This is a genomic window from Bradyrhizobium sp. CCBAU 25360, assembly GCF_028128695.1.
Classification (GTDB): Bacteria; Pseudomonadota; Alphaproteobacteria; order Rhizobiales; family Xanthobacteraceae; genus Bradyrhizobium; species Bradyrhizobium ottawaense.
The window spans coordinates 483,003-508,952 of the sequence record NZ_LBJA01000044.1; the positions used below are offsets into that span (position 1 = coordinate 483,003).

Consider the following 25,950-nt stretch of genomic DNA (forward strand, 5'->3'; position numbering starts at 1 on the left):
AGCCGCCGTCCCCCTGTCCGCGACGAACCGAACCTCTGGTTGAGGTACCGGCGCCGCTATCGGAACAAGACCGCGGTTAAGAACTGCACAATTTCGGAACCCGACCATTCCGCAACGCGTGAATTAGTTAATGAACTGCCCGAATGATCCGGCATTGTTGAAACAACTTGCCGGTTTTGCCCGGAGTACTACGGGCTGCCGACGCGCCGCCGGTTAGCGAGCTATTCAGGCTCGCAGGAATATGTTGCGCGAGGCTCCTCCCCATCATTCGGCAAGACTTCCCCGATGTATCGATTTCGATCAGCGACATCCCTCGTCCTGACCATCGCGCTCCTCGCCGCGACCATGCTCGCAGCGAGAGCTGACGAGGCCGGCGTCAGCGAGGATGCGATCCTGTTCGGCCAGGCCGCCGCGCTGGAAGGCCCCTCCTCCGCGCTCGGACAGCGCATGCGGCAAGGCATCGTCGCAGCATTCACCGAGATCAACGCCAAGGGCGGGGTCCACGGCCGCAAGCTCCAGCTCATCAGCCGCGACGACGGCTACGACCCCGATCGTTCGGTGGCGCAGACGCTGCACCTGATCGAGGACGACAAGGTGTTCGCGCTGATCGGCGCGGTGGGCACGCCAACCGCGATGGCGACAATCCCGATCACCAGCGCCAGAAACGTCCCCTTCATCGGTCCGTTCAGCGGCGCCGAATTCCTGCGCGACCTCGAGCTTGCCAACGTCGTCAACATCCGCGCGAGCTACGGTGCGGAGGCCGAGGCCTGGATCAAGCACCTCACGGAGGATCGCCACTTCACCCGCATCGGCATCTTCTACCAGGACGATTCCTTCGGCCGCGACGGTCTGGTCGGCGTCAAGCGCGCGCTCGCCAAGCGCGGCCTCGAGCTTGCCGCCGAAGGCACGTTCGAGCGCAACACCCGCGCGGTCACCGCAGCCTGGCGGGTGATCAGGCGCGCCGAACCCGAGGCGATCGTGATGGTCGGGACCTATGGTCCCTGCGCGGAGTTCATCAAGCTCGCGCACCGCAGCGGCTTCCATCCGACCTTCGTCAACGTCTCCTTCGTCGGCGCCAATGCGCTGGCCAGGGAGCTCGGTCCCGACGGTGAAGGCGTCATCGTCTCGCAGGTCGTACCGTTTCCATGGGATCGCTCGCTCAAGATCGTCGCCGACTACCAGGCGGCGCAGAAGGCGTTCGATCCGACGCTGACACCGGACTTCGTGTCGCTGGAAGGCTATCTCTCCGGCCGCCTCGCGGCCGCGGCGCTGGAACAGGCCGGGCCGAAGCCAACGCGCGCAAACCTGCTCCGCGCCATCAACGATGTCGGCCGCTTCGACATCAGCGGCAGCGCCGTCACCGTCGGCCTGCGCATGATCGACACGCCGCCGAAGGTGTTCTTGACGGTGATCCAGAAGGACGGAACGTTTAGGGCGGTGGATCGGCTCTAGGGCCGCCGCGTCCATCGCTCGGCGTTGACCGCGCCCGGCGGGATCTCGCTCTTGACGATCGCTTCCACCTGCCGAACCGTCTCCAGCGACTGATATTCGATCGCCTGCGGCGTCAGCCCGCCGACATGCGGCGTCGCGATGACGTTGGGGAGCTTCGCCAGCTCCGGCGTCGGCATCTGATCAGGCGCGCGGCCGACGTCCATCGCCGCGCCGGCGATTTGGCCATCGCGCAACGCCCGCGCCAGCGCCGCCTCGTCGACCAGATTGCCGCGCGAGAGATTGATGAAAACGGCATGCTTCTGCATGCGCGCCAACGCCGCCGCGCCGATCAGGTTCTCGGTCTGCTCGTTGGCGATCGCAAGGCAGACGACGTAATCCGACGCGGCGAGCAGTTCGTCGAGGCCGACCTGCCGGATCGCGGCATCGTTGACGGTCGCGAAGGGATCGGAGACCAGCACCTCCATGCGCAGCACTTTTGCGACCTCGGCGAGATAGCGGCCGATGCTGCCGTAACCGATGATGCCGATTGTGCCGCCGGCGAGCTGGCGGCCCATCCGCGCTTCGACCTTGCGCCCGGCCTGGTAGTCCGCCGTCGCCCGGGATATGCCGCGGGAGAGATCAACCATGAAGCCGAGTGCGAGCTCCGCGACCGCCTGCACGAAGCCGGGGCCGGCCCGGGTCACGAGCACGCCGGCCTTTGATGCCGCCTCGACGTCAACGTTGCGGATGTCGACGGCACAGCGGACGAAGGCCCGCAGACGCGGCAGCTGCGCAAAAATCTCGCCGCGCCCTTCGGTCATGCGATCGGCGACGATGATGTCGGCATCTTTCGCGGCGCGCACGAGGCCGGCGGCGTCCAGGGTTTCGTCGCTCTCGTGCAGGATCACCTCGGCGGCCGCGCGCAGGCCGCTCAGGCTGCGATCCCCATAGTAATTGCGCCGCATCTCCGGCGTGTGAGCGAGCAGAACCTTCACGACAAAACTCCTTCAGTAACCGAATGCCCGCGGCAGCGCGGTCGACAGCCATGGCACGAAGGCGATGACGAGCAGGCAGAGGAACAACAGGCCGAGATAGCCCATGATCGGCTTCACCGTCTGCTCGATCGGCACGTTGCCGATCAGGCAGGCACCGTAAAGGCCGAGCCCGAGCGGCGGCGCGAACAAACCGATGCCCATGGCGATGACCAGCACGACGCCGAAATGCAGGGGATCGACGCCGAGCTGCACGGCCACCGGCAACAGCAGCGGCCCGAAGATGATCAGCGCGGCGGCGCCCTCCAGCACCGAGCCCATCACGATCAGCACGGCGATCGCGAGCAGGATGAACAGCCAGACGCCTGAGGTCTTCGACAAACCGAGCATGAAATCGCCGACCGCATGCGGCACCTGCTGCAAGGTCAGCGTGAACGCGAGCGACTGCGCGGCGGCGACGATGAACAGCACGAGACCGGCGCGCGTCGCCGCCTGCACGAAGCTGTGCGCGGCCGATTTGAAGCTGAGCTCGCGGAACACCACGCTGCCGACGACGAGCGCATAGGCCACCGCGAAGGCCGAGATCTCGGTCGCGGTGGCAAAGCCGCTCTTGAAGCCGAAGAAGATCATGAAGATCAGGCCGAACGAGGCGATCGCGCCGCTCCACAGCCCCGACACCGGCATCTGCGGCTCGACGTCCTCGACCTTGTCCGGCCGCTTGCCGAAGATGATGGACACCGCAATCAGCACCAGCGCCATCAGCGCCGACGGCAAGAGCCCCGCAACGAACAGGCCGCCGATCGACAAGTTGGCCACAAAGCCCAGAATGATCAGGTTGATACAGGGCGGGATGGTCTCCGCCATCACCGCGGACGCCGCCAGCAGCGCCACTGCGCCGCCGGGGTTCTGCTTCGAGCGGCGCGCCGCCGGGATCAGCACCGAGCCGACCGCGGCGACATCGGCCATCTTCGAGCCCGAGATGCCCGAGAACAGCACCATCGACGCCACCATCACGACGTTCAGTCCGCCGCGCATGCGGCCGACCCCGCGCTGCAACAGCTCGATCAGGCGCACCGACATGCCGTTGGCTTCCATGAGATAGCCGACGAGGATGAAGAACGGGATCGCAAGCAGCACGAAATTGTCGATGCCGCGCGCCATCTGCTGGGCGAAGATGACGCCGGGCAGCGCGCCCTCGACCCAGATGAAGATGAGCGCGGCAAGCGCCAGCGCAAAGCCAATCGGCAATCCGCCGAACAGCGTCACGAAAAAGCCGATCAGCATCAAGGTGCCCGCCGACGGCACCGAGGACGGCGACAGATAATCCCAGGCGAGATAGAGCCCGGTGACGACGATGATCGCAACGATCCCCCTGACGATATCGGGAAGCGGCCTCGCGCAGAGATGGTCGATGGCGAACACCGTCATGAACAGCGCGCCGACGCCCATCGGATAGAACGTCAGCTCCAGCGGCAGGCCGGAACCGGTGGTCTGGCCTGCAGTCAATGAGCCCAGCTTGATGGCATTATAGGCGACGTAACCCGAGATCAGCACCACCAGCAGAGCGCCGGCGGCATCGACCAGCGCGCGCAGGCGCAGCGGCAGGAGATCGCGGAAGAACGACACGCCGACATTCTCGCCGCGCGCGAGCGCGCTCGCCGCGCCGAAGAAGGCCGAACCGACCATCAGCCCGCGCGCGACGTCGTCGGACCATTCGACCGGCGCGTTGAAGAAGAAACGCAGCAGCACCGAGACGCAGACCACCACGAGATCGGCGGCGAGCAGGATGGCCGCGATCGCGTCGCTGAGCTGAAGCAGCAGGGCGATGCTGCCGTGGCGGCCGGCCGAAACGGGCACGGCGGCCGTCACCACCATCTCAGACCTGGCCATCAGGCTTGCGTCGCGCGGATGATGTCGATGACGGCCTTGGATTCCGGCCGGGCCTTGATGAAGTTCTCGGTCTGCGGCGCGACCCGCTTCTTGAAGGCCTCGCGGTCGCATTCGGCAACCGTCACGCCCTTCTCGGTCAAGGCCGCCAGCGCCTCCTTCTCGACCGCAAGCCCATGGGCACGCGTGTCGGCCGCGGCCTTCTTCGCAGCATCGAGAAAGCCCTCGCGCAGCTTCGGGTCCATGCGGTTGTAGGTCATGTCGCTGAAGTAGATCGCAAGCGGCGAGAAATTGTGCTGCGTCAGGGCGTAGAATTTCGCCGTCTCGAAGAACTTGCTGGCCAGGATCGTCGGCGGATCGTGCTCCAGGCCGTCAAGCACGCCGGCCTGCAAGGCCGTATAGATTTCGCCGAAGGCCAGCGGCGTCGCGGCGGCGCCCATCAGCCGCAGGCATTCCGTGATGACCGGGTTCGGCAGCGTCCTGATCTTGAGGCCGGCGAGATCTTCCGGCGTTTTCACCGGCTTCTTCGCCAATACGCTGCGCGAGCCGAAATTATAGGCCCAGGCGATGATGCGGATGTTGCCGCCCTTGAGCAGGGCGTCCTCGATCGGCTTGGCGGCGCCGGCATCGAACGCCTTGGTCTGCTGCGGGAAGCTGGAGAACAGAAAGCCGAGATCGTAGGTGCCGACCAGCGGCACCAGATTGGCCGAGATCGAGGAGCCTGACACCATGAGATCAATGACGCCGAGCTTCACCGAGTTGATGACGTCGATCTCCTGGCCGAGCTGGTTGTCGGGGAAGAACGCGACCTCGACTTGCTCGCCGAGCCCGTTGCCCTTCAAATTCTTGACGAGGTTGTCGTAGTAGACGCGGCCGTTGGCGAACTTGGGATCGTTCGGCAGCGAGGAGGAGCATTTCAGCTTGAGCGTCGCGGCTTCGGCGCGGCCGATGATGGCGGGGGAGAGCACGAGGCCGGCGGTGACCGCCGCCGATGACTTGATGAACGCGCGACGGTTCACGGGCACGATGGTCATGGTGCGGTCTCTCCCACATTATTTTTTGTTCGCCGCGGTCGTTGCCGTGGCCTGTTGCGTGGACTGTATGGCCAAAGCGACGGCGCAGGCAAGCGTGGCGGCCGGCCGCCGCAGAGCGCGCCCGCGGCGCGTTCCGTCAGTCCGCGAGCGCTCCAGAACGACTGTGATTCCCGGCATTTGCGATGCGGATCGGCCTGCGGCCTCATCTGCGCGAGGGCGCTTTCGCGTAGACTTGGCATCGATCCAATTGGAGCATGGATCAATGCGCAATTCACATGGATGTGCCCAGAACGATGCCCTTCCAGCTCCGGCAAACGTTCTGCCCCATTTTGCCGCACGCCGAGCGTGATCCAGTGCACAGACAGGCGCATGGCGGCCCCCTAGAAAAAGTGACATCATCGCACGTATTGCCGATGGAGGTGACATCATGCGCCGTCCAGCCCTTCCCAATTTGCTTCTTGCTTCCGGTTTTCTTGCGCTCGCACAGTTGATGACACCGACGGGGGCCGCGGCCGAAGCGCGGCTCGCGCTGGTGATCGGCCAATCCGCCTATCGCACCGTGCCCGAGCTGCCCAACGCCGCCAACGACGCCAAGGGCATGACGGAGCTGCTCGGCAATGCCGGCTTCACCGTCACCACGGCCTCCAACCTGGCGCAGAGCGAGATGCGCGCGGCGATCTCGGATTTCGCCGGCAAGGTCAGCGCCAGCGGCGCCGACACGGTGGCATTGGTGTTTTATGCCGGCCATGGCCTGCAGATCGACGGCGAGAATTATCTGGTGCCGGTCGATCTCGATCCCAAGCGCGAGGCCGACATTCCGCTCCAGGGCGTGCGGCTGAACGACATGCTCAACACGCTCGGCGCGCTGCCGACGCGGGCGCGCATCTTCATGCTCGATGCCTGCCGCAACAATCCGTTCCCGGCGCTCAGCGGCGCCGGCCACGGGCTTGCGATCGTCGACACCAAGGCCGGCGCGCCGGGCTCCTTCATCTCCTATTCAACCTCGCCCGGCGCCGAGGCCGAGGACGGCAGTGGCATCGACAGCCCCTACACCACGGCAGCGCTGACCGTTGCCAAGCAGCCCAATCTACCGATCGAGGAAGTGTTCAAGCGCATCCGCGTCGCCGTCGCGCAATCGACCGACGGACGGCAGATCCCCTGGGAAAGCTCTTCGCTGACAACCGACTTCAAGTTCTTCGGCGAGAGCAGCGGCAGCCAGCCGGCCATGCCGGGCGCCTCCTCGATGGCGCTCGCCAGCGGCACGCGCAGCGTCGAGGACTGGCGCAGGGACTTACAGGGCAAGCCGGCCATGGTCGCCTATGAACTCGTCATCACCGACGACACGGTGCCGGCGTATCAGGCCTATATCGAGCTCTACGCTCAGGACACCCGCACGCCGCGCGTGCGCACGGTGCTGGAACGGCGACGCCAGATGCTGGCCTGGGAACGCGCAACTGCGATCAACACCCGCGCTTCGTTCGAGGCCTATCTCGCCAACTGGGACAACAGCGATCTCGCGGCAACCGCGCGCAGGCTGCTGCTCCGCGTGCAGAACCGCAACTACGGCGTCCCCATCGCCGCCGCAGCGCCCCCGGTCGCCGTCGCGATGGGCCCGACCTGCCCGTGCTCGACGCCGTCGAGCCCGGCAACGCCGGTCACTCCGAGCGTCGCGCCCGTGATCAAGAAGCGCGTCGACGACACCCCGCCCAAGCGCAAGGTGGTCGAGACACCGCCGAAGCGCCGCCCGCCGCCCGAGGAAGTGGTCTACGAGCGCGCGCCGCCCCCCGGCCCGCCGCCCGGCGCCGTGATGCAGGGTATCGGCATCGGAATCGGGATCGGCATGGGAATGGGCGGCCGCGGCGGCGGCGACCATTATCGCGGCGACTACCGCAGATACTGAGACTGTCCGGCATAGACATTGATCTGGCTCGCGCCCGACGCGCGAGCCGGATCTACTGCGCCAGCGCCGGATAGTCGTGTTGGACGGCCTCCCGGATCCAGCCCGCCTGGATCGCGCGAAACAGGATCTGCGCCGTCTTGATATCATTTGCCTTCACGCAGAGGTCGACGATGCGGCGGACCGCATCGTCGCGCATCAGATCGTCTGCGATCTTCATCGCAATTTCCATCGCGACGCGGGCTGCACGTTCAAAGCGCTCACGTTCGCGCTTATCAGCCTGTGCGGAGCCTCCGACAGCCTCCGCGCCCGCTCTCGCAGCCTCGCAGATGTTACGAATGCGCTCCGCCGCGTCGATATCGCCGATCGGTCCCTGGATCGGCTCATCCCAGATGTCGGCCGGCTGCCGCCTTGCAAACCACTTCATTGCCCCACCCGTGGCCTTTATTGGCTTGCACTATTCAGGACGTGCGGCGCGGCCCGATCGCCTCGAACTGCGCCTTCTGCTCGTCGTTGAGCGTGGCGTAGAAATCATCGAGCGCCGCGCGCACCGACTTGATCCCGTCCAGCATCGCATCGAGCCGTTTGCGGATTGTGGCCATGCGTGCCGGCGGTGTCATCACATCATTGGGCTCGCAGCCCGCCTTGAGCGATGCGCTGACCTTGGCGCTGGTATCCTGGAGCACCTGGAGCGCCGCACGCTGGGTGTCGCTCGGACGAAGCCTCTCATCGATCGCAGCACCGGGCCAATCGAACGCGGCGGTCACATTGCAAGACTGCACCGACGCTTCCCTCGCATTGTTCGGTGCCGTCGCACGACGCTGATCCTCGGCCAGCGCATTGAAGCGCGCCTTCTGCTCGTCGTTCAACGAGCCATAGAATTGGTCGAGCGCGGGCTGGACCAGCTCGACAGCCTTCTGCATCGCCTCGATGCGCTGCTGCATCGCTGCGAGCCGGCCGGGCGCCGTCGCTGCGGCCTGCGTCGGACAGGATGTGCGGATCAGCGCTGCCGCGTCGACTGAGGCATTGCCGAGCGCATCGAGAGCGGCGCCCTGCGCATCTGTCGGCTGCACCGCGGATGCGATCTGATCGATCGGTAGTCCGGCGATGGCACGGCGGTCACTGCCGCAGAGCTGATCGAGCGGTGCGCTACGCCCCCGTCGTCGTCCCTGCGGTTGCTGCGGCAGATAGGCCGACAGGCGATCATAGCCATAGGGGCCGAAAATGCCTGCATAGATGTCCGGATAGCCGTACCCCCAGAAGCCGAGCCCGTCGCCCCAGATCGTGTAGTCGTAAAGGTCGTTATAGGCGAACGGCCAGAACAGCGGCCCGACCCAGCCATAGCCGCCGCCCGCATGCTGCCACCATCCGCTGCTTGCGCCGCTCCAGCCGGCCAATGCGGCTGCTGCCACGATCTGTGTACGCGCTGCCGGATTGCTGATCAGCCGGCCGTTCCGGAATGCGCTGGTGTTCAGGGCATTGCGGAAGCTCGCGGGGCGGATCGCCGCATTGCGGATCTGACCGAAGTTGGGCCCGCCGCGTCGGACCCCGGACGTGAACCGCATGCCGCGATGATGCCCGCCGGCATGCCCATGTCCACCGCCGTGGCCACGGAAATGTCCGCCGCCGTGATGGCCACCGCCATGCCCGCCTCCATGGCCACCGCCATGTCCGCCCTTCGCCAGAGCCGCGCCCGCCAGCATGCAGGCAAGCGCCATCGCGGCAATTCCAATGACCGGTCGCACCATCGCATCCTCCCGCAGAGCCGCGCCATTGAGGCATCGGAACTTGGCGGGAATTGGAACCGACAGGATTGCCGAAAGTTCCCGCCCCCCGACCGGTGGACGGCATGGGCCCTGCGGCGGCTTTGTTGTGCCGAAGGCCTACGCCTCCGGCACGATCTTGCCGGGGTTGAAGATGTTGAGCGGATCGAGTGCCTTCTTCAGTGCCCGCATCGCATCGAGCGCCTCGGGGCCGAGTTCCGCCTTAAGGTATTTCTGCTTGCCCTGGCCGATGCCGTGCTCGCCGGTGCAGGTGCCGTCCATCGCCTGCGCGCGCTCGACCAGGCGATGCATGAACTCTTCGCCGCGCGCCATCTCGGCCGCGTCGTTGGTGTCGCAGACCAGCGAGCAATGGAAATTGCCGTCGCCGACATGGCCGACGATCGGCGACAACAGATTGAGGCGCTTGAGATCTTCCTCGGTCTCGCTGACGCAATCGGCAAGCCGCGAGATCGGCACGCAGACGTCGGTTGCGACCACGCCGATGCTGTCGCCGGGCCGCAGCGCCTTCACCGACCAATAGGCGTCGTGCCGCGCCTGCCACAGCTTCGTGCGATCCTCCGGCTTGGTGGTCCAGGAGAATTCGCCGCCGCCGCAATCCCTCGCAATCTCACCGAACGCCTTGGACTGCTCGGCGACCTCGATCTCGCTGCCGTGGAATTCCATCAGGAGCAGCGGCGTCTCCGGCAGCGTCAGCTTCGAATAGGCGTTACAGGCTTGCACCTGCGCGGCATTGAGCAGCTCGATGCGCGCCACGGGAATGCCGGTCTGGATCGCCAGGATCACGGCCTGACAGGCCCCGTGCACGCTCTCGAACGACACCGCACCGGCCGCGATCGTCTCGGGGATGCCGCGCAGGCGGATGGTCAATTCCGAGATGATGCCGAGCGTGCCTTCGGCGCCGACGAACAGATGGGTGAGGTCGTAGCCGGCGGATGACTTCTTGGCGCGCGTGCCCGTGGTGATGATCTCGCCGTCGCCGCGCACCACCTTCAGCGCCAGCACGCTCTCGCGGATGGTGCCGTAGCGCACTGCATTGGTGCCGGAGGCGCGGGTCGAGGCCATGCCGCCGAGCGAGGCATCCGCGCCGGGATCGATCGGGAAGAACAGGCCCTGGTCGCGTAGATGCTCGTTGAGCGCCTTGCGGGTGACGCCGGGCTGGATCACGCAGTCGAGGTCCTCGGCGTGGACCGCGAGCACCTTATTCATGTCACGCAGGTCGATCGAGATACCGCCGGCCGGCGCGTTGACCTGGCCCTCGAGCGAGGTGCCGGTGCCGAAAGGAATGACGGGGACGCGGTTCTTGGCGCAGATCCGCACCACGTCCTGGATGTCGGCGGTCTCCTGCGCCATTACCACGCCATCAGGCGGCTGGTTGGGAATCCAGGTCGTGGTATGGCCGTGCTGCTCGCGCACGGCCTGCGAGGTGATGAGGCGGTTGCCGAAGCGTGCGGCAAGCTGCTCCAGTGCGCTCGCGAGGGCTTTCGGCTCCGGCCGCGGCGGATTATTGGTGATGGTCGTACCCACGGAATTCCTCCCGACAGAAGAACCGTGGCAAAGGACATAAAACCGGTCAAGTCAAGCGACCGGACGCATAGCTGGAAGGAAACATGCCGGAGACCGCCGCCTCAGCGCCCCAAGCACAGCCATTCCGCGCCTCGATCATGCAGATCGAGCCGCAATGGATCGATTATAACGGCCATCTCAACATGGCCTATTACAACGTGATGTTCGACCGCGCGATCGACCAGCTCTGGGCCGAGCTCGGCATCGGGCCGACTTACATGAAGGAACGCCACGGCTCGACCTTCACCGCCGAATGCCACGTGCGTTACTTGCGCGAAATCCACCTCGGCGATCCCGTGCAGATCTTGGTCTGGCTGCTGGAGGCCGACGACAAGCGGCTGCACACGTTCGAGGAGATGCGGCACGCAAGCGAAGGCTGGCTGTCGGCGACGTCCGAGAACATGTCGCTTCATATGGACATGAACTCGCGCAAGGTTGCGCCTTTTCCGCCGGATATAAGCGAGCGCATCGCTGCGGTCACAAAGGCCCACAGCGCGGTCTCGCGCCCCGAGGGCATCGGCCGCAACGTGGCGATGCCCTCGAAGCGGTAGCGCGTGATCCGGCGCACTAGACCCTGTTGCGGCCGCGGGCCAGGCCGACCACGGCCGAGACCAGGAACAGAACGACCGCGATGAAGAAGATGATCTTGGCGATCTCGATCGAGGCGCCGGCGATGCCGCCGAAGCCCAGGATGCCGGCGATCAATGCGATAACCAGAAACGTCACAACCCAGCCAAGCATGGTCAAATCCTCGTCTTGATGTCTGTCTGCGTTTGGCGCGGCTGGCCGCGCCACCTGCCCAGACAATCTCGAGGCGGGAACGATGGTTCCGATCCGCGCAGGGTGGAAATTCGAAAGGCCCGCAGGAACAAATTGGCCTGCCGCGCACGTGGAAAACCTCATTCCGCCGCCCCATATAGGCACCATCCCTGTTAGAAGGCTCCCTTCCGCCACCCCGCGGTGCCATCGTGGGGCCAATGATTCGCATGACCGAGCCGAGCAAGATCACGTCCCAGAACGTCCCCGACCACCAACCCGCAGCCGGCGGCATCGCCGCGCGTGCGCGCGCCTCGGTGGGCCCGAAATATCTGTCCGGGCTCAATCCCGAGCAGCGCGAGGCCGTGGAGACGCTGGACGGCCCGGTCCTGGTGCTGGCCGGCGCCGGCACCGGCAAGACGCGCGTGCTGACGACGCGGATCGCCCATATCCTGAGCCAGGGCCGCGCCCGCCCCGCCGAGATCCTGTCGGTGACCTTCACCAACAAGGCGGCGCGCGAGATGAAGCACCGGCTCGGCCAGATGCTCGGCCATGCCGTCGAGGGCATGCCGTGGCTCGGCACCTTCCACTCCATCGGCGGCCGCATCCTGCGCACCCATGCCGAGCTGGCGCAGCTCAAGTCCAACTTCACCGTGCTCGACACCGACGACCAGGTGCGGCTGCTGAAGCAGCTGCTGCAGGCCGAGAACATTGACGACAAGCGCTGGCCAGCACGCATGCTCGCCGGCCTGATCGACGGCTGGAAGAACCGCGGCCTGATGCCGTCGCAGGTGCCGTCAGGCGAAGCCGCCGTCTTCGGCAACGGCAAGGGCGGCAAGCTCTATGCGAGCTATCAGGAGCGGCTGAAGATTTTGAACGCAGCCGATTTCGGCGATCTGCTTTTGGAAGATATCCGCATCTTCCGCGAGCATCCGGATATTCTGCGGCAGTACCAGCAGCGTTTCAAATTCATCCTGGTCGACGAGTACCAGGATACGAACGTCGCGCAGTATCTGTGGCTGCGGCTGCTGTCGCAGGCGCCGTCGTCCCCGTCCTTCGCCTCTCCCCGCTTGCGGGGAGAGGCCGACGCGCAAAGCGCGGCGGGTGAGGGGGACTCTCCGAGCACCGCGCTCGTGGAGACTCCCCCTCACCCCAACCCTCTCCCCGCAAGCGGGGCGAGGGAGCAGACGCCCCCCACCAAAAACATCTGCTGCGTCGGCGACGACGACCAGTCGATCTATGGCTGGCGCGGTGCCGAGGTCGACAACATCCTGCGCTTCGACCACGATTTTCCCGGCGCCAAGGTCATCCGCCTCGAGCGCAACTATCGCTCGACCGGCCACATCCTCGCCGCCGCCTCGCACCTGATCGCGCACAATGAAGGCCGGCTCGGCAAGACGCTGCGTACCGAGGACCAGGACGGCGAGAAGGTCACGGTCACGGGCTCGTGGGATTCCGAAGAGGAGGCCCGCGGCATCGGCGAGGAGATCGAGCAGATCCAGCGCAAGGGCGAGAAGCTCAACGAGATCGCGATCCTGGTGCGCGCCTCCTATCAGATGCGCGAGTTCGAAGACCGCTTCGTCACGCTCGGTCTGCCCTATCGCGTCATCGGCGGCCCTCGCTTCTACGAGCGCGCCGAAATCCGCGATGCGCTGGCGTACCTGCGCGTCATCAACTCGCCGGCCGACGACCTCGCCTTCGAGCGTATCGTCAATGTGCCTAAACGAGGCCTTGGCGATGCCACCGTGCAGATGCTGCACGACCACGCCCGCAAGCGCCGCATTCCCTTGTTCGAAGCGGCGCGCGCCGTAGTCGAGACCGACGAGCTGAAGCCGAAGGCACGCGGCTCGCTTCGCGAGGTCGTCGCCCAGTTCGACCGCTGGCGCGCCCAGCGCGAGGTCACCGCGCACACCGACCTCGCCCAGATCGTGCTCGACGAGAGCGGCTATACCGAGATGTGGCAGAAGGACCGTTCGGCGGACGCCGCAGGCCGGCTGGAGAATTTGAAAGAGCTGGTGCGCTCGATGGAGGAGTTCGAGAACCTGCAAGGGTTCCTCGAGCACATCTCGCTGGTGATGGACCGCGACAGCGGCGCCGATGAGGACGCGGTGTCGCTGATGACGCTGCATTCGGCCAAGGGGCTCGAATTCGACAACGTGTTCCTGCCGGGCTGGGAGGAAGGCCTGTTCCCGAGCCAGCGCACGCTGGACGAACAGGGCCGCGCCGGCCTCGAGGAGGAGCGCCGGCTCGGCCATGTCGGCCTGACCCGCGCCCGCCGCCGCGCCATGATCTATTTCGCCACCAACCGCCGGATCCACGGCACCTGGTCGACCACGATCCCGTCGCGCTTCCTCGACGAACTGCCGGCGGCCAATGTCGAGATCACCGAATCCAAGGGCGGCTCGGCCTGGGGCGGCACCGGCGGCTACGGCGCCTCACGCTTCGACGACATGGAGGCGTTCGGCTCCACCTATTCGACGCCGGGCTGGCAGCGCGCCCAGGCCAACCGCAACCGGGGCGGCGGCCGCAATGGCGGCGGTGGCGGCAGCGTTGGAAGCGGCGGCTTCGAGGAAGAGGCTGCGACGTTCTCATCCTCCTCGTCATCAGGCCCCGACTTCGGCAGCTTCTCCTCGCGCCGCCGCGGTCCCCTGACGATCGAGGGCGAGCTGGTCGCCAAATCCACCGGCACAACTTCCGAATTCTCGCTCTCCGACCGCGTCTTCCACCAGAAATTCGGCTACGGACGCGTCACCAAGATCGACGGCAACAAGCTCACCATCGCCTTCGACAAGGCCGGCGAGAAGAAGGTCGTGGACAGCTTTGTGCAGCGGGCGTGAGCGCCCGATATGGCTCAGTATGTTGCCATCATCGAAGACACCGATCCCGACGCTGTCAGCCTGTGGTTTCCCGACCTGCCCGGCTGCATCTCCGGCGGCGACGATGTCGAGGAGGCCCTGGAGAGTGCACCCGAGGCACTCGCCTTCTATGCGCAGGAGCTGATCGCGGACGGCCGGCAGCTTCCTCCGCCCAGAACATTGGACGAGCTCAAGGTCAACCCTGAGTTCGCCGACGACCTCAGGAAACACACGGTCGCCCTGATCGAATGGCCGCCCCGCGACGACGCCGACGAGTGAGGACTGTTCGCCGCACTCGCCGGGCCTTCGACAGTTCTCGTCCGAACAGCCCTTGACCAGCCCGAACTTCCCCGTATCAGATGCAGCCATGGTCCGGGGCTCCATCACACTGATCTTGCTGGCATTGGGGATGCCGTCGCTTGCAGCGGCGGAGACCATGAGCTTTGGCGATTCGATCGGGCTCCTCGCCAAGAGCTGCGGTGCGGAAATCGTCGCCAATTGCCGCGGCGTCAACCCGGACTCGACCCGCCTGAAGGAGTGCCTGTCGCGCAACCGCGACGTGCTGTCCCAGCAGTGCGCGAGCGACTATCTCGGCGCGTTCGACGCCATCCAGAAGCGCGTCGCCGCGCGTGTTACGGTGGCGAACGCCTGCCAGCGCGAGATCGTCAAGGTCTGCGGCGGCTCGACCAAGGAGACCAGCAAGTCGATCCCCTGCCTGGTTTCGACGCCCAAGGGCATCAGCAACAACTGCCTGAAAGCCGTCGACGACGCGGGGTACCGCTGATGCGCGCGAGCAGGCTTTTCATTGCCGGAACTGCGGTCGCGCTCGGCCTCGCTTTGCTCGCGGGCGCTGCCGGTGCCCAGACGGCGGCGCCGACCCGCGACGACATCGTCGGCAAGCTCAACCATTTCGAAGAAGCCGCCGAGGTCGACCTTCCCGCGCTGAAGCAGCAGGTGATGGAGCGCGCCAAGGCCAGGATCAAGAACGATCCGGGTCCGGTGAACCGGCCGCCGATCGCGCCTGACCTCGCCAAGCTTCCCGCCTTCAACGCGCAGATCCAGTTCGATGCCGACACGCCGATCATCCAGCCGGCCTCCTACCAGACCGTCGGCCGCATCGCGGACGCGCTGGTTCATTCCTCGCTGCTGCCCTACACGTTCCTGATCGTCGGCCACGTCGAATCCAACTCGAAGACGCGCGAGGCCAACGCGATCCTGAGCCAGCGCCGCGCCGACGCGATCCGCGACGTGCTGGTGAACACGTTCAAGATCTCGACCAAGCGGCTGCATCCGATCGGGCTCGGCGAGGAGCAGTTTCTCGACCGGGCCAAGCCGACCTCGGCCGTCAACGGCCAGTTGCAGATCCTGACCTACGCCAAGGTGCCCGAGGAGGCGCCTGCGCATCCGGCTGCGGCGCCTGCGCCTGCGGCGAAAAAGCCCGCCAAGAAGCGCTGAGCAAACGCAACTTCGCACCCGACGGAACCCTTTGAAGTCCCGATCGTTTTGTAGCCTGTTCGGGGCGCACAAATGCGGTTTCACGCGACAAAAGCGCCGGTTTGTGCACCGCCCGGTCCAGTGCTATAGCCTCTGTTCGCCCTTCCCCGACCCCGTGCTGCATGAGACCGAAATGGGTGGCTATTTTCAGCGCCAACTTGCCGTTTATGTCGAGTACCATCGCGACCCCCGGAACACGGCGATGCATGTGGTCGGTATTCTCCTGTTGTTCACCGGCGCCGTGATGCCGCTGACGCTGGTCAGGCTTCCGCTGTTCGGTTTCGATGTCAGCCTCGCGGTGATCCTGGCGTTGCCGGTCCTGATATATTGGCTGCTGCTCGATGTGGCGCTCGGGATCGGCATTCTGGCGGTCTCGATCGTGCTGTTTTCCGTTGCGACGACCGTTGCGGCGCAAGTCGGCACCGCGACGATGTGGGCGATTTTCGCCGCCCTGGTGGCGCTCGGCCTCGCCGCGCAGGCCATCGGTCACAAGGTTTTTGAGGGCCGCGAAGCCTCGTTGTTCACTTTTCCTTCGCATCTTTTGCTTGGACCGATGTTCGTGATGGCAAAATTATTCATTGCATTGGGCTTCCGTCGCGACCTTGCCGCGATTCTGGCGCCTCTTCCGGCCAATTCCCTTTCAACCCGATAGCTCTAGACGCGAAACAGCAACCTTCTGCATGGCTCTCGTACTGGTTACCGGTGGCAGTGGCTTCATCGGACATCACCTCGTCGAAGCGCTCCGCGCCCGTGGGCAGCGGGTGCGCGTTCTCGATGTCCGCGCGCCGGCCGCGGCCAACGCGGACGTTGAATTCGTCCACGGCTCGGTGCTCGACGGCGCAGCAGTCGATACTGCGATCGCCGGGGTCGATCAGGTCTATCACCTCGCCGGCCTGCCCGGCATGTGGGTCGCCAACAAGCAGGACTTTCACGAGGTCAACTGTCGCGGCACCGAAATCGTGCTCGCGGCCGCAATGAAGCGCGGCGTGTCGCGCTTCCTGCACTGCTCGACGGAATCGATCCTGTTCCCCTATTCCGACCTCAAAGGCGCAGCCGCCGAAGAGGCGCTACAGCCGGCCGACGCGATGCCGGGCGCCTATACGCGGTCGAAGTCGCTCGCCGAGCATCATGCCGCGAACGCGGCGGCCAGCGGCTTTCCGCTCGTGATCGGCACGCCGACCATGCCGATCGGCGCGGCCGACCACAATCTGACGCCGCCGACGGCGATGCTGTGGTACTTCCTGCAGAAGAAGGTGCAGCCGCATCTCAACTTCCTGGTCAACCTCGTCGACGTCCGCGACGTGGCCATGGGACTCGTGCTGACCATGGAGCGCGGCCGCATCGGCCAGCGCTACATCCTCGGCGGCGACTGCGTCCCGCTCGGCAACATCCTGCGGATGATGTCGGCGATGAGCGGCCGCCGGCAGTTCCCGGTCGTCGTGCCCGGCAAGATCGCCGAGCTCTCGGGCATCATGCTCGAATACCTCGCCGATCGTGTCACGCGCCGGCCGCCCAACGGCACCGCCGAGGGCGTGCGCATTGCGCTCGCGGCGAGCGACCTCTCGATCGGCAAGGCGCGCACCGAGCTCGGTTACGCGCCGCGTCCGATCGAGCCCGTGCTGCGCGAAACCATCACCCATCTGCTCGCCCGCAACGGCCAGCAGCCCTCCGGCGCCATCAAGCATCACGCGCTCTCCTCGCGCGCGAGCTGAAGCCGCCGCCCAACGCAAAGAACCTTCATGTCCTTCGATTTCAGCAAGCTTCTCTCTGTCGCCTGGGGTGGCTGGACCACGACCTGGCCGACGCAACTGCTCGCCCTGATCTGGCTCGCCTGGCTCGCCAGCTGGGTCGGCGCCTCGTTCTGGCAGGGCCGCACCCAGAAGCAGGTGCTGACGCTGGAGTCGGGCCGCTATCGCATCCCGATCCTGGTCGGCGGCATCCTGTTCACGCCGTGGACCGCGGAAGTGCTCGGTGAGAAGCCGCTCTGGGTGTTCAGCAATACCGCCGTCTACATCACGGCGCTGATCGTGCTTGCCGGCATCTCCTTCACCTGGTGGGGACGGCTGCATCTCGGAAAGTTCTGGTCGAACACCATCACCCACAAAGAAGACCACCGCGTCGTCGACACCGGGCCGTACGGCATCGTGCGCCATCCGATCTACACCGGCCTGATCGCGGGCATGCTCGCCACCGGCATCGCAGTCGGCACCGTCACCGCGATCCTCGGCGCGATCCTGATCTCGCTCGGCATGTGGCAGAAGGGCCGGATGGAAGAGGTGTTCCTCTCCAAGGAGCTTGGCGAAGACGCCTACGGTGCCTATTGCCGCCGCGTGCCGATGATCATCCCGTTCCTGTCGCCGCGGTGAGGGCTTAGCAGCTCGCCTCACTCTCGTGTCCCGGACGCGCTGCAACGCCCTTGGCGTTGCTGCGCAGAGCCGGGACCCAGATAGCGACGTACTACATGGCGGTGAGATGGGCCCCGGCTCTGCATCGCACCGCGAAGACGCGCCGGGCTGCGTCCGGGGCACCAAGCGCGTGCTTGGACGCACCAAGGAACCGCCCCTCCCCAAGCCCGTTATCCCTCGACAGCTGCCACCTGCGCGAGCATCGAGCCATGTCGGACGCCTACGATTATTTTCGCGAGCATGCGATCGCCGCTGTCCGCAAGGCGCGGGCGCTGCCGCGCGGGCGACCGAAGCAGAAGCAGCGCACGGTGGCGCGGGTCTATCATCTGCTGTCCAAGGAGGCCGCGCTGGTGCCGAACATCCATCACCTCAACGATTTTCGTGCGGCACGGCGACTGGAGCGGCAGATCCCTCGCTGATCTCCGGGCAAGCCCCGCCAGCGTTCGTCCCATGCAAAATCGATCGGCTGCCATTCCGCGGGAATAGGCCCGGCCGGCGCCTCGCACAGGTTGACGTCTGCCCCGTCAGCCAGTTGGATGCGCGCGCAAACAGGGGCCCTCTCATGACCTTCTCCAGCATCTTTGCGCAGTTCGTTGCGCTCCTCGGCGGCGTCGCACTGCAATGGCGGAAGCTGTCGGGCACCGTGCCTGCGCCGGCCTGGGGAGAGAAGCCCGCCATTCCCGAAGCCAAGCCGCAAGGCGCGATCCCGACCTTGAAGATGCCGACCGCGCGCGGCTGGAGCGAGGGCCAGAAGCCGACGGTCGCGCCCGGGCTCAAGGTCAACGCGTTCGCGACCGGGCTCGACCATCCGCGCTGGATCGAGGTGCTGCCCAATGGCGACGTGCTGATTGCGGAGGCAACGCAGATCGCGGGCGCACCGCGCAGCGTGTTTCATTACGCGATGCAGGCAACGATGCGGCGCGCCGCGGCGCTCGGCGTGTCCGCCGACCGCATTACGCTGCTGCGTGACAAGGACGGCGACGGCGTCGCCGAGCAACGCGGCGCCTTCATGGAAAATCTCAGCCAGCCGTTCGGCATGGCGCTGGTCGGCGAGACCTTCTATGTCGGCAATACCGACGGCGTGATGGCGTTTCCCTATGTCGCGGGTGCCGACCGCATCACCGCGCCGGGCAAGCGGCTCACGACGTTCAAACCAAGCGGACACTGGACCCGCAGCCTGCTGGCAAGCCCCGACGGCAAGAAGCTCTATGCCGGAGTCGGCTCGCTCAGCAACATCGCCGAGATGGGCATGGAGGTCGAGGAAGGCCGCGCCGCGGTCTACGAGCTCGACCTCGTTGCCGGCACGCACCGCATTTTCGGCGCGGGCCTGCGTAACCCGGTCGGGCTTGCGTGGGAGCCGAATACGGGTGTGCTCTGGACCGTCGTCAACGAGCGCGACGGGCTCGGCGACGAGACGCCGCCGGATTATTTGACGTCGGTGCGCGACGGCGGCTTCTACGGCTGGCCCTATTGCTATTGGGGCAAGACGGTGGACGACCGCGTGCCGCAGGATCCTGCGATGGTCGCCAAGGCGCTTCAACCGGACTACGCGCTCGGCGGCCACACCGCCTCGCTCGGCCTGTGCTGGATGCCCGCAGGCACGCTGCCGGGCTTCCCCGACGGCATGGTCATCGGCCAGCACGGCTCGTGGAATCGCAGCACGCTGTCCGGTTACAAGCTGGTGTTCATCCCGTTCGAGAACGGCAAGCCGTCCGGCCCCGGTCGCGACATCCTGTCGGGCTTCCTGTCCCCGGACGAGAAGGAATCCTACGGCCGCCCGGTCGGTGTCGTGATCGGCCCCGACAAGAAATCACTGCTGATGGCGGACGACGTCGGCAACGTGATCTGGCGCGTCACGGGCGCGTAAAGGATCACGTCCCCACACACAGCGTGGCGCGCTGCTTCTTCAGCAGCGCGATCACCGACAGCGCGGTGATCAGGCCGGTCTTTGGATTTTCGGATGGGATGTTCTCGATGCCCATCGAGAACCGCGCCGAATCCGCCTCGACCTCGATGCGGTGAACGTTGCGCGTCACGGTCGGGTCGGCCCAAACCTGGATCTCGGTACGATCGGGCCCTATTCCCGCCAGCGACAGCGCAACGGCGACATTGACGTTCGCCGGAAAGCCCTTCGCCGCTTCGCGTGCGCTGCCCTCGAACAGCTTGAGCGGCTCGCCTAGATTGTCGATGTCGATCTTGTTCTGCACGATGAAGGGCGCGCCCTTCAGCCCGTCGATCGGCTTGCGCGTCACCATCTTCACGGAATGAATGGTGCCGATTGCGGCGGCGTTGACGGCGTCGAGCCCGATCAACGCGCCGGTCGGCACGATGATGCGGCCGCCATTGGCGCGGGCGAGATCGACGAGATCGAAATTGTCGAGCAAGCCACCGACGCTCACGACGACCACCGCCTTGCCGCGCTTCACGGCGGGCTCGACGATCGCGCGCAACTGGCTGCTCGGTGCGCACTCGACCACGATGTCGGCGACCTCGCCGAGCTGATCGATCGGCAGGATCTTTGGCGGATGACGCAGACCGCCGATGAAGGCCTGATGCTTGGCGGGATCGCGCACAGCCGCCGCCGACAGCGCCAGTCCCTCAATGCCCTGATCGAGCGCGGTCGCGATCTTCGTGCCGATCGAGCCCAGCCCGGCAATGGCGACCCGCAACGCGCTCGAAGCTCTCTGTTCAGTCATCGCACTCACCTCTGGTCCGAGCTTCCGTCATAGCCCCTCACGCCTCCCGCGCATAGCTGCGCAGGCGCGCCTCGAGCACCGCCAGCATGGCATCGCGGGCCGGATCGCGCGAGCCGCGCAACCACGCGGCGGCGAGCGGCAGCCGGCCGACCGGCCCGCTCTGCCTTGGCCGCAGCGGCACGAAGCGCACGCCCGTGACCGCCATGCGCGCCGTCCAGCGCGGCACGATCGCAACTCCGAGCTTCGTGGCCACCAGGTTGATGATGGTCTGTTTCTCGTCGGCGACCTGCACGATGCGCGGCGTCAGGCCTGCCTGCTCGAACAGCTTGATCGTGAGGTCATGGCTGTGCGGCCGCGAACGGCGGTCCGGCACCAGCATCGCCTCGTCGGCGATGTCGGCCAGCGTGATCGACTTGCGCGCGGCCAGCGCGTGGCGCTGCGGGAACGCCACGATCGCGGTCTCCTGGAGCAGATCGCGGAATTCGAGCCGCTTGTCCACACGATCGGGCCGGCGAACGAAGGCGAGATCCAGCGCGCCGGTCAGGATCTTCGGCAGCAACCGGATGGTCTTGTCCTCGAGCAGCTGCACCGCGATGTCAGGATGCTTGGCGCGGAAGTCGCGCAAGAGCGGCGGCAGCAACCCGGCGGCTGCGCTGTCGATGGCGCCGATCCGGAGCCGCCGCGCAGTCCCCGCCCGGGAGCGGTTGCGCAGATTGCTCTCGACCGCCTCGACCTTGGCGAGGATAGCGCGGGCATCGCGCAGCAGCGTCGCGCCGTCCTCGGTGAGCGACACTGCACGCGTCGTCCGCGCGAACAGCCGCGTGCCCAGATCCTCCTCCAGCAGCCTGATCTGGCGGCCAAGCGCGGAAGGCAGCATCTGGAGCTGCTGCGCCGCCCGGCCGAAATGCAGCTGCTCGGCCGCCGCCACGAAGCACCGGAGCTGATGCAATTCCATTCCGCAAATCCTCTCGCCTCGCGAGGATTATATCATTTTTTTGTATAAACCAGCGCCAATTGAGTCCGCCCTGCACTGCCGTCTAGATTCGCTGGCGACGCAGACAGCCGGATATGCCGGCGCGATCTCTCACACGGAGCATTCTCATGCGCACTCATTCGATCGCAGCCATTCCCGCCGACGGCATCGGCCCCGAGGTGATCTCGGCCGGGATCCGCGTGCTGGAGGCGCTGGCAAAACGCAGCGGCGACCTCGCCTTCAGCGTCAGGACGTTCGACTGGGGTTCGGACTATTACAAGAAGCACGGCGTGATGATGCCGGCCGACGGCCTCACCGAGTTGAAGAAGTTCGACGCGATCTATTTCGGTGCGGTCGGCGCACCTGATGTGCCCGACCACATCACGCTGTGGGGCCTGCGCCTGCCGATCTGCCAGGGCTTTGACCAATATGCCAATGTGCGGCCGACCAAGATCTTGCCCGGCGTCGCCTCGCCGCTGCGCAATGTCGGTGTCGGCGATCTCGACTGGGTGATCGTGCGCGAGAACTCGGAAGGCGAATATGCCGGCATGGGCGGCCGCGCCCACAAGGGCCTGCCGGAAGAGGTCGGCACCGAGGTCGCGATCTTCACCCGCGTCGGCGTCACCCGCATCATGCGCTATGCGTTCCAGCTCGCACAGTCGCGCCCGCGCAAATTCCTGACCGTCGTGACCAAGTCGAACGCGCAGCGCCACGGCATGGTGATGTGGGACGAGATCGCGGCCGAGGTCGCGACCGAATTCCCCGACGTGACCTGGGACAAGATGCTGGTCGATGCCATGACGGTGCGCATGACGCTGCATCCGAAAAGCCTCGACACCATCGTCGCGACCAATCTCCATGCCGACATCCTGTCTGACCTCGCCGGCGCGCTGGCCGGCAGCCTCGGCGTGGCGCCCACCGGCAACATCGATCCGCAGCGCCGCTTCCCCTCGATGTTCGAGCCGATTCACGGCTCGGCCTTCGACATCACCGGCAAGGGCATCGCCAATCCGGTCGCGACCTTCTGGACCGGCGCGCAGATGCTCGAGCATCTCGGCGAGAAGGACGCCGCTTCAAGGCTGATGGCGGCGGTCGAGCGCGTCTGCGCAGCGGGCGTGCTGACGCCGGATGTCGGCGGCAAGGCGACGACAAAGGAAGTGACCGATGCCGTGATCGACGCGATCAACGGCTCGAATGTGTGATCGCCCCTCGACGTCATGGCCGGGCTTGTCCCGGGCATGACGGGTGTGAATTAACTACCTCCGCCCCGCCGGAGGAGCCGGCGTCGCCATCGCGGCGGCCGGCTCCGGCGGTGCCAGATGGCGCGGCACGATGATGGTCTGTCCGGGCGTGAGCTGCGCGTTCTCTGCAAGCGAGTTGCTCTGCGCGAGCGTCCACAGCGGCACGCGATTGGCGGCGGCGATGCTCTCCATGGTGTCGCCGCGCCGCACCGGCACCCGGACGCCACTATCCCACAATTCGACCAGCGTATCCGCAGGCACCAGATAACGCAGCGGCACGGCACCGGCCTGGGTCTGCGGCGGAATGCGCGGCAGCTGGGTCACCATCTCGACGATCTGGCGATGGATGTCGTCGGATTTCTCGATGTTGATGTGCGAGACGCGGCTGTTTTCCTTCAAGTCGTAGCTCGCATAATGGCCCCGAAAGCCGGGGACCGCGACGACGTCGCCGCCGCCGAGCACGCTGTCGGACAGGAAGATGTTGATGAAGCGCTCGACATTGAGCGGCACGTCGCCGGTCGCATGCGCGGGATCGATGGCGATGACGAGGCTGATCGGGATGCTCTCCTTGGCCGCCATCTCGGAGATGACGATCGAGCACAGACCACCCATGGAGTGCCCGATCAGCACGATCGGCGCCGCCTTCTCCTTGTAGCTGGCGATGACGCGGTTGCCGATGAACCGGCAGAGGGTGAATTCGTAGACATCGGCGGAAAAGCCGGCCTGTGTCAGCTTCTCGCCGAGCCGGTCCATGCCGGTCGAGAAGATCGGGCCCATGGCGCCGCGGAACAGATAGACGTTCGGGGGCGGCAACGGCTCGAACGGCGGCGCGGCGGGTGCGGCGGGTGCGGCCGCGGTGGCCTTGGACTTGGCAGGAGAGGCGGCGGCCATGCCGGGGCTCAGGGCGAGCAGCGCAACGGCTGCCAGCGCGACTAGTCGCCTCAAATCAATCATCAATCCAGCAGTCCCACGACGGGAGGCGATCACCTCCCCCGCCGGCTTAGTGACGGCCGATTGGGTGGAATTTGGGGCACGGAACCGGCTATCTCCTCCGAGTGCGAACTCTCACCGCACGCCTGGCGGCGCGACCGGACTTTGCGACGATTGGCCCCAGTCCTCGCGCGCGAACGGCTAAAATGGCAGCATCCGGTTCAACAATTCGAGCAGCGTGCGCTGCTCGGCCTCGCTGAGCGGCGCCAGCATCTTCCGATTATAGGGCTCCGTCAGCCTTGCACCCTCCGCAATGAGCTTTGCGCCCTTCGGCGTCAGCATGAGCTCGACGGCGCGGCGATCGGACTTCGAGCGGTTGCGCTTGATGAAGCCGGATGATTCCAGCTCGTTCAGGATCTTGATCAGGTTCGGCAGCCGCAGCCGCAGCAGGCCGGCGAGGCTGCTCGGCGGCACGCCGGGATTGTCGCGAATGACGGCGAAGATCGCATAGGTCGCGGGCGTCAGGCCCAAGGCGGCGAACTCCTCGTAGAAGCCCTCGAAGAATTTCAGCTGCGCCAGGCGCAGCATGAAGCCGGGGGTGCGCTGGAGCGCGCGCAGGTCCAGCGATTTCTCCGTCTGCTGAGCGGACTTTTGCGGAGCGGATTTGGCTCCGCTTAGAGGCTTCGGGCTCATGATTCTCAATCTCAGGGACGGTCGAATTGACACTCTCAAAAATAGCTATAAAATATAACTATTATTCAGCGGCACCAAGACCGCCTATGGGAGGGACACAATGAACAGCAAATTCCTGCACAAATTGTGCATTTTGGCCGCAACGCTCGCCACGGCGCCGGCGTTGGCCCAGGACGTCGTGAAGATCGGCATCCTGAACGACCAGTCGGGTCCGTTCGCGAGCTACCAGGGCATCGGCTCGGTCGTTGCCGCCAAAATGGCCGTCGAGGATTTTGGCGGAAAGGCCGCCGGCAAGCCGGTCGAGGTCGTCGCGGCCGACCACCAGAACAAGACCGACATCGGGATCGGCATCGCGCGGCGCTGGTACGAGAACGACAGCGTCGATGCGATCTTCGACCTCCCGAACTCGTCGATCGCGCTTGCGGTGGCCGGCATGAGCGCCGAGAAGAACAAGGTCTTCGTCGGATCGGGCGCCGGAACAGTGCTGCTGACCGGCGAGAAATGCACGCCGAACACCGTGCACTGGACCTACGACACCTATTCTTACGGCCGCGGTCTCGGCAAGGCGATCGTCCAGCAGGGCGGCAAGAAATGGTTCTTCATCACCGCCGACTACGCCTTCGGTCATGATCTGGAAAAGCAGGCTGCGGAGGCCGTGAAAGCGGCCGGTGGCGAGGTGCTCGGCAGCGTACGGCATCCCTTGGGAACGGCCGATTACGCCTCTTTCCTGCTACAGGCCCAGGCGTCGGGCGCGAACGTCGTCGGCTTCGCCAATGCCGGTGACGACACCATCACGTCGATGAAGCAGGCCGCCGAGTTCGGACTGACCAAGGACCACAAGCTGGTCGGATTGATCCTCGGCATGAACGGGCTTCCCGCACTGGGCCTGAAGTTTGCGCAAGGCGCGCAGATCATGAACCCGTTCTACTGGGATCTGAACGACGGCACGCGGGCCTTCGCAAAACGCTTCGCCGAACGGATTCCTTCGAAGGCCTATCCGAACGACATGCAGGCCGGCGTCTATGCCTCGGTCATTCACTATCTCAAAGCGGTCGACAAGGTCGGAGGCGCCAAGGATGGCAAGGCCGTCGTCGCCGCGATGAAGGAGATGCCGACCGACGATGTTCTGTTCGGCAAGGGCTATATCCGCAAGGACGGACGCAAGATCCACCCGCTCTACCTGTTGCAGGTCAAGTCGCCCGAGGAATCGACCTCGGCGTGGGATCTGCTGAAGGTCGTCGCCACCATCAAGGGCGAGGACGCGTTCCGCTCGGAGAGCGATGGCCAGTGCCCGCTCAGCAAACCATAGACGCGGAGCT

General features: G+C 65.7%; 25 protein-coding genes. 14 read left to right on the plus strand and 11 right to left on the minus strand.

The genetic code is table 11. The features are described 5' to 3' along the window. The first annotated feature begins 285 nt into the window (after nucleotides 1–285). Nucleotides 286–1,452 carry an ABC transporter substrate-binding protein gene (locus XH81_RS32540; RefSeq protein WP_028145484.1) on the plus strand — a complete coding sequence of 389 codons (1,167 nt, stop codon included), beginning with the start codon at nucleotides 286–288 and terminating at the stop codon, nucleotides 1,450–1,452. Here the strand turns inward: XH81_RS32540 and XH81_RS32545 are convergent. Genes XH81_RS32545 through XH81_RS32555 form a run of 3 tightly spaced genes read right to left on the minus strand, consistent with a single transcriptional unit; the run spans nucleotide 1,449 to nucleotide 5,344 of the window. Further along, complete coding sequence (locus tag XH81_RS32545; RefSeq protein ID WP_028145485.1) at nucleotides 1,449–2,426, minus strand: NAD(P)-dependent oxidoreductase; 978 nt, start codon at nucleotides 2,424–2,426, stop codon at nucleotides 1,449–1,451. The genes XH81_RS32540 and XH81_RS32545 overlap by 4 nt on opposite strands. 12 nt (nucleotides 2,427–2,438) lie before the next feature. After that, nucleotides 2,439–4,313: a TRAP transporter large permease gene (locus XH81_RS32550; RefSeq protein ID WP_028145486.1), complete on the minus strand. Its 1,875-nt coding sequence runs from the start codon at nucleotides 4,311–4,313 to the stop codon at nucleotides 2,439–2,441. Further along, nucleotides 4,313–5,344 carry a TRAP transporter substrate-binding protein gene (locus tag XH81_RS32555; RefSeq protein ID WP_028145487.1) on the minus strand — a complete coding sequence of 344 codons (1,032 nt, stop codon included), beginning with the start codon at nucleotides 5,342–5,344 and terminating at the stop codon, nucleotides 4,313–4,315. Before XH81_RS32555 ends, XH81_RS32550 begins: the two co-directional genes overlap by 1 nt. Nucleotides 5,345–5,771: 427 nt before the next feature. Here XH81_RS32555 and XH81_RS32560 point away from each other — a divergent pair, with 427 nt between their 5' ends. Then, nucleotides 5,772–7,244 (plus strand): caspase family protein, encoded by a 1,473-nt coding sequence (locus tag XH81_RS32560; RefSeq protein ID WP_028145488.1) that lies wholly within the window; start codon nucleotides 5,772–5,774, stop codon nucleotides 7,242–7,244. A gap of 52 nt (nucleotides 7,245–7,296) precedes the next feature. Here the strand turns inward: XH81_RS32560 and XH81_RS32565 are convergent, their stop codons facing one another. The 3 genes from XH81_RS32565 to XH81_RS32575 form a co-directional block, all read right to left on the minus strand. After that, on the minus strand, nucleotides 7,297–7,668 hold the full coding sequence (locus XH81_RS32565) for a hypothetical protein (protein ID WP_028145489.1): 372 nt from the start codon (nucleotides 7,666–7,668) through the stop codon (nucleotides 7,297–7,299). A gap of 34 nt (nucleotides 7,669–7,702) precedes the next feature. After that, on the minus strand, nucleotides 7,703–8,989 hold the full coding sequence (locus tag XH81_RS32570; RefSeq protein ID WP_271596755.1) for a Spy/CpxP family protein refolding chaperone: 1,287 nt from the start codon (nucleotides 8,987–8,989) through the stop codon (nucleotides 7,703–7,705). 135 nt (nucleotides 8,990–9,124) lie between these two features. Beyond that, nucleotides 9,125–10,549: an FAD-binding oxidoreductase gene (locus XH81_RS32575; protein ID WP_028145491.1), complete on the minus strand. Its 1,425-nt coding sequence runs from the start codon at nucleotides 10,547–10,549 to the stop codon at nucleotides 9,125–9,127. An 83-nt stretch (nucleotides 10,550–10,632) separates the two neighbouring features. Here XH81_RS32575 and XH81_RS32580 point away from each other — a divergent pair, with 83 nt between their 5' ends. Continuing rightward, entirely contained in the window at nucleotides 10,633–11,139 is a 507-nt protein-coding gene (locus tag XH81_RS32580) for a thioesterase family protein (RefSeq protein WP_028145492.1), read from the plus strand. Nucleotides 11,140–11,155: 16 nt separating this feature from the next. Here the strand turns inward: XH81_RS32580 and XH81_RS32585 are convergent, their stop codons facing one another. Next, nucleotides 11,156–11,329 carry a DUF1328 domain-containing protein gene (locus tag XH81_RS32585; RefSeq protein WP_018319670.1) on the minus strand — a complete coding sequence of 58 codons (174 nt, stop codon included), beginning with the start codon at nucleotides 11,327–11,329 and terminating at the stop codon, nucleotides 11,156–11,158. A 236-nt stretch (nucleotides 11,330–11,565) separates the two neighbouring features. Here XH81_RS32585 and XH81_RS32590 point away from each other — a divergent pair, with 236 nt between their 5' ends. The 9 genes from XH81_RS32590 to XH81_RS32630 all read left to right on the plus strand — a co-directional run bounded on the left by XH81_RS32590 (nucleotide 11,566) and on the right by XH81_RS32630 (nucleotide 19,965). Further along, complete coding sequence (locus XH81_RS32590; protein WP_097668402.1) at nucleotides 11,566–14,181, plus strand: ATP-dependent helicase; 2,616 nt, start codon at nucleotides 11,566–11,568, stop codon at nucleotides 14,179–14,181. Nucleotides 14,182–14,190: 9 nt separating this feature from the next. After that, complete coding sequence (locus tag XH81_RS32595) at nucleotides 14,191–14,478, plus strand: type II toxin-antitoxin system HicB family antitoxin (protein WP_028145494.1); 288 nt, start codon at nucleotides 14,191–14,193, stop codon at nucleotides 14,476–14,478. 88 nt (nucleotides 14,479–14,566) lie between these two features. Beyond that, nucleotides 14,567–14,983 carry a hypothetical protein gene (locus XH81_RS32600; RefSeq protein WP_028145495.1) on the plus strand — a complete coding sequence of 139 codons (417 nt, stop codon included), beginning with the start codon at nucleotides 14,567–14,569 and terminating at the stop codon, nucleotides 14,981–14,983. Next, complete coding sequence (locus XH81_RS32605) at nucleotides 14,983–15,654, plus strand: OmpA family protein (protein WP_028145496.1); 672 nt, start codon at nucleotides 14,983–14,985, stop codon at nucleotides 15,652–15,654. The genes XH81_RS32600 and XH81_RS32605 overlap by 1 nt, the downstream gene beginning before the upstream one ends. Before the next feature lie 172 nt (nucleotides 15,655–15,826). Then, complete coding sequence (locus tag XH81_RS32610; RefSeq protein WP_028145497.1) at nucleotides 15,827–16,345, plus strand: Mpo1 family 2-hydroxy fatty acid dioxygenase; 519 nt, start codon at nucleotides 15,827–15,829, stop codon at nucleotides 16,343–16,345. Nucleotides 16,346–16,373: 28 nt separating this feature from the next. Further along, nucleotides 16,374–17,405, plus strand: coding sequence for an NAD-dependent epimerase/dehydratase family protein (locus XH81_RS32615; RefSeq protein WP_028145498.1), 1,032 nt, complete (start codon nucleotides 16,374–16,376; stop codon nucleotides 17,403–17,405). Nucleotides 17,406–17,432: 27 nt separating this feature from the next. Next, entirely contained in the window at nucleotides 17,433–18,059 is a 627-nt protein-coding gene (locus XH81_RS32620; RefSeq protein WP_028145499.1) for a methyltransferase family protein, read from the plus strand. Between the two features lie 248 nt (nucleotides 18,060–18,307). Then, on the plus strand, nucleotides 18,308–18,517 hold the full coding sequence (locus tag XH81_RS32625; RefSeq protein ID WP_028145500.1) for a hypothetical protein: 210 nt from the start codon (nucleotides 18,308–18,310) through the stop codon (nucleotides 18,515–18,517). Nucleotides 18,518–18,660: 143 nt separating this feature from the next. Next, nucleotides 18,661–19,965: a PQQ-dependent sugar dehydrogenase gene (locus XH81_RS32630; protein WP_028145501.1), complete on the plus strand. Its 1,305-nt coding sequence runs from the start codon at nucleotides 18,661–18,663 to the stop codon at nucleotides 19,963–19,965. Nucleotides 19,966–19,969: 4 nt separating this feature from the next. Here the strand turns inward: XH81_RS32630 and XH81_RS32635 are convergent, their stop codons facing one another. Both XH81_RS32635 and XH81_RS32640 read right to left on the minus strand, forming a co-directional pair. After that, nucleotides 19,970–20,794 (minus strand): aspartate dehydrogenase, encoded by an 825-nt coding sequence (locus XH81_RS32635; RefSeq protein WP_028145502.1) that lies wholly within the window; start codon nucleotides 20,792–20,794, stop codon nucleotides 19,970–19,972. 37 nt (nucleotides 20,795–20,831) lie between these two features. Further along, nucleotides 20,832–21,749: a LysR family transcriptional regulator gene (locus tag XH81_RS32640; protein ID WP_028145503.1), complete on the minus strand. Its 918-nt coding sequence runs from the start codon at nucleotides 21,747–21,749 to the stop codon at nucleotides 20,832–20,834. 146 nt (nucleotides 21,750–21,895) lie between these two features. On the opposite strand from XH81_RS32640, the gene XH81_RS32645 reads away from it, so the two are divergent. After that, nucleotides 21,896–22,969 carry a tartrate dehydrogenase gene (locus tag XH81_RS32645; protein WP_028145504.1) on the plus strand — a complete coding sequence of 358 codons (1,074 nt, stop codon included), beginning with the start codon at nucleotides 21,896–21,898 and terminating at the stop codon, nucleotides 22,967–22,969. 54 nt (nucleotides 22,970–23,023) lie between these two features. On the opposite strand, the gene XH81_RS32650 is transcribed toward XH81_RS32645, so the two are convergent. Further along, nucleotides 23,024–23,962 carry a LysM peptidoglycan-binding domain-containing protein gene (locus tag XH81_RS32650; RefSeq protein WP_028145505.1) on the minus strand — a complete coding sequence of 313 codons (939 nt, stop codon included), beginning with the start codon at nucleotides 23,960–23,962 and terminating at the stop codon, nucleotides 23,024–23,026. A gap of 177 nt (nucleotides 23,963–24,139) precedes the next feature. Continuing rightward, nucleotides 24,140–24,631: a MarR family winged helix-turn-helix transcriptional regulator gene (locus tag XH81_RS32655; RefSeq protein ID WP_028145506.1), complete on the minus strand. Its 492-nt coding sequence runs from the start codon at nucleotides 24,629–24,631 to the stop codon at nucleotides 24,140–24,142. Nucleotides 24,632–24,731: 100 nt separating this feature from the next. Between XH81_RS32655 and XH81_RS32660 the strand changes: the two genes are divergently transcribed. Beyond that, nucleotides 24,732–25,940 carry an ABC transporter substrate-binding protein gene (locus XH81_RS32660; RefSeq protein ID WP_028145507.1) on the plus strand — a complete coding sequence of 403 codons (1,209 nt, stop codon included), beginning with the start codon at nucleotides 24,732–24,734 and terminating at the stop codon, nucleotides 25,938–25,940. The last annotated feature ends 10 nt before the right edge of the window (nucleotides 25,941–25,950 follow it).

Coding starts and splice junctions, on each gene's coding strand:
- XH81_RS32540 (WP_028145484.1), top strand. CDS start 286: ATGTATCGATTTCGATCAGCGACATCCCTCGTCCTGACCATCGCGCTC.
- XH81_RS32550 (WP_028145486.1), bottom strand. CDS start 4,313: ATGGCCAGGTCTGAGATGGTGGTGACGGCCGCCGTGCCCGTTTCGGCC.
- XH81_RS32555 (WP_028145487.1), bottom strand. CDS start 5,344: ATGACCATCGTGCCCGTGAACCGTCGCGCGTTCATCAAGTCATCGGCG.
- XH81_RS32560 (WP_028145488.1), top strand. CDS start 5,772: ATGCGCCGTCCAGCCCTTCCCAATTTGCTTCTTGCTTCCGGTTTTCTT.
- XH81_RS32565 (WP_028145489.1), bottom strand. CDS start 7,668: ATGAAGTGGTTTGCAAGGCGGCAGCCGGCCGACATCTGGGATGAGCCG.
- XH81_RS32570 (WP_271596755.1), bottom strand. CDS start 8,989: ATGGTGCGACCGGTCATTGGAATTGCCGCGATGGCGCTTGCCTGCATG.
- XH81_RS32580 (WP_028145492.1), top strand. CDS start 10,633: ATGCCGGAGACCGCCGCCTCAGCGCCCCAAGCACAGCCATTCCGCGCC.
- XH81_RS32585 (WP_018319670.1), bottom strand. CDS start 11,329: ATGCTTGGCTGGGTTGTGACGTTTCTGGTTATCGCATTGATCGCCGGC.
- XH81_RS32590 (WP_097668402.1), top strand. CDS start 11,566: ATGATTCGCATGACCGAGCCGAGCAAGATCACGTCCCAGAACGTCCCC.
- XH81_RS32595 (WP_028145494.1), top strand. CDS start 14,191: ATGGCTCAGTATGTTGCCATCATCGAAGACACCGATCCCGACGCTGTC.
- XH81_RS32600 (WP_028145495.1), top strand. CDS start 14,567: ATGGTCCGGGGCTCCATCACACTGATCTTGCTGGCATTGGGGATGCCG.
- XH81_RS32605 (WP_028145496.1), top strand. CDS start 14,983: ATGCGCGCGAGCAGGCTTTTCATTGCCGGAACTGCGGTCGCGCTCGGC.
- XH81_RS32610 (WP_028145497.1), top strand. CDS start 15,827: ATGGGTGGCTATTTTCAGCGCCAACTTGCCGTTTATGTCGAGTACCAT.
- XH81_RS32615 (WP_028145498.1), top strand. CDS start 16,374: ATGGCTCTCGTACTGGTTACCGGTGGCAGTGGCTTCATCGGACATCAC.
- XH81_RS32620 (WP_028145499.1), top strand. CDS start 17,433: ATGTCCTTCGATTTCAGCAAGCTTCTCTCTGTCGCCTGGGGTGGCTGG.
- XH81_RS32625 (WP_028145500.1), top strand. CDS start 18,308: ATGTCGGACGCCTACGATTATTTTCGCGAGCATGCGATCGCCGCTGTC.
- XH81_RS32630 (WP_028145501.1), top strand. CDS start 18,661: ATGACCTTCTCCAGCATCTTTGCGCAGTTCGTTGCGCTCCTCGGCGGC.
- XH81_RS32635 (WP_028145502.1), bottom strand. CDS start 20,794: ATGACTGAACAGAGAGCTTCGAGCGCGTTGCGGGTCGCCATTGCCGGG.
- XH81_RS32640 (WP_028145503.1), bottom strand. CDS start 21,749: ATGGAATTGCATCAGCTCCGGTGCTTCGTGGCGGCGGCCGAGCAGCTG.
- XH81_RS32645 (WP_028145504.1), top strand. CDS start 21,896: ATGCGCACTCATTCGATCGCAGCCATTCCCGCCGACGGCATCGGCCCC.
- XH81_RS32650 (WP_028145505.1), bottom strand. CDS start 23,962: ATGATTGATTTGAGGCGACTAGTCGCGCTGGCAGCCGTTGCGCTGCTC.
- XH81_RS32655 (WP_028145506.1), bottom strand. CDS start 24,631: ATGAGCCCGAAGCCTCTAAGCGGAGCCAAATCCGCTCCGCAAAAGTCC.
- XH81_RS32660 (WP_028145507.1), top strand. CDS start 24,732: ATGAACAGCAAATTCCTGCACAAATTGTGCATTTTGGCCGCAACGCTC.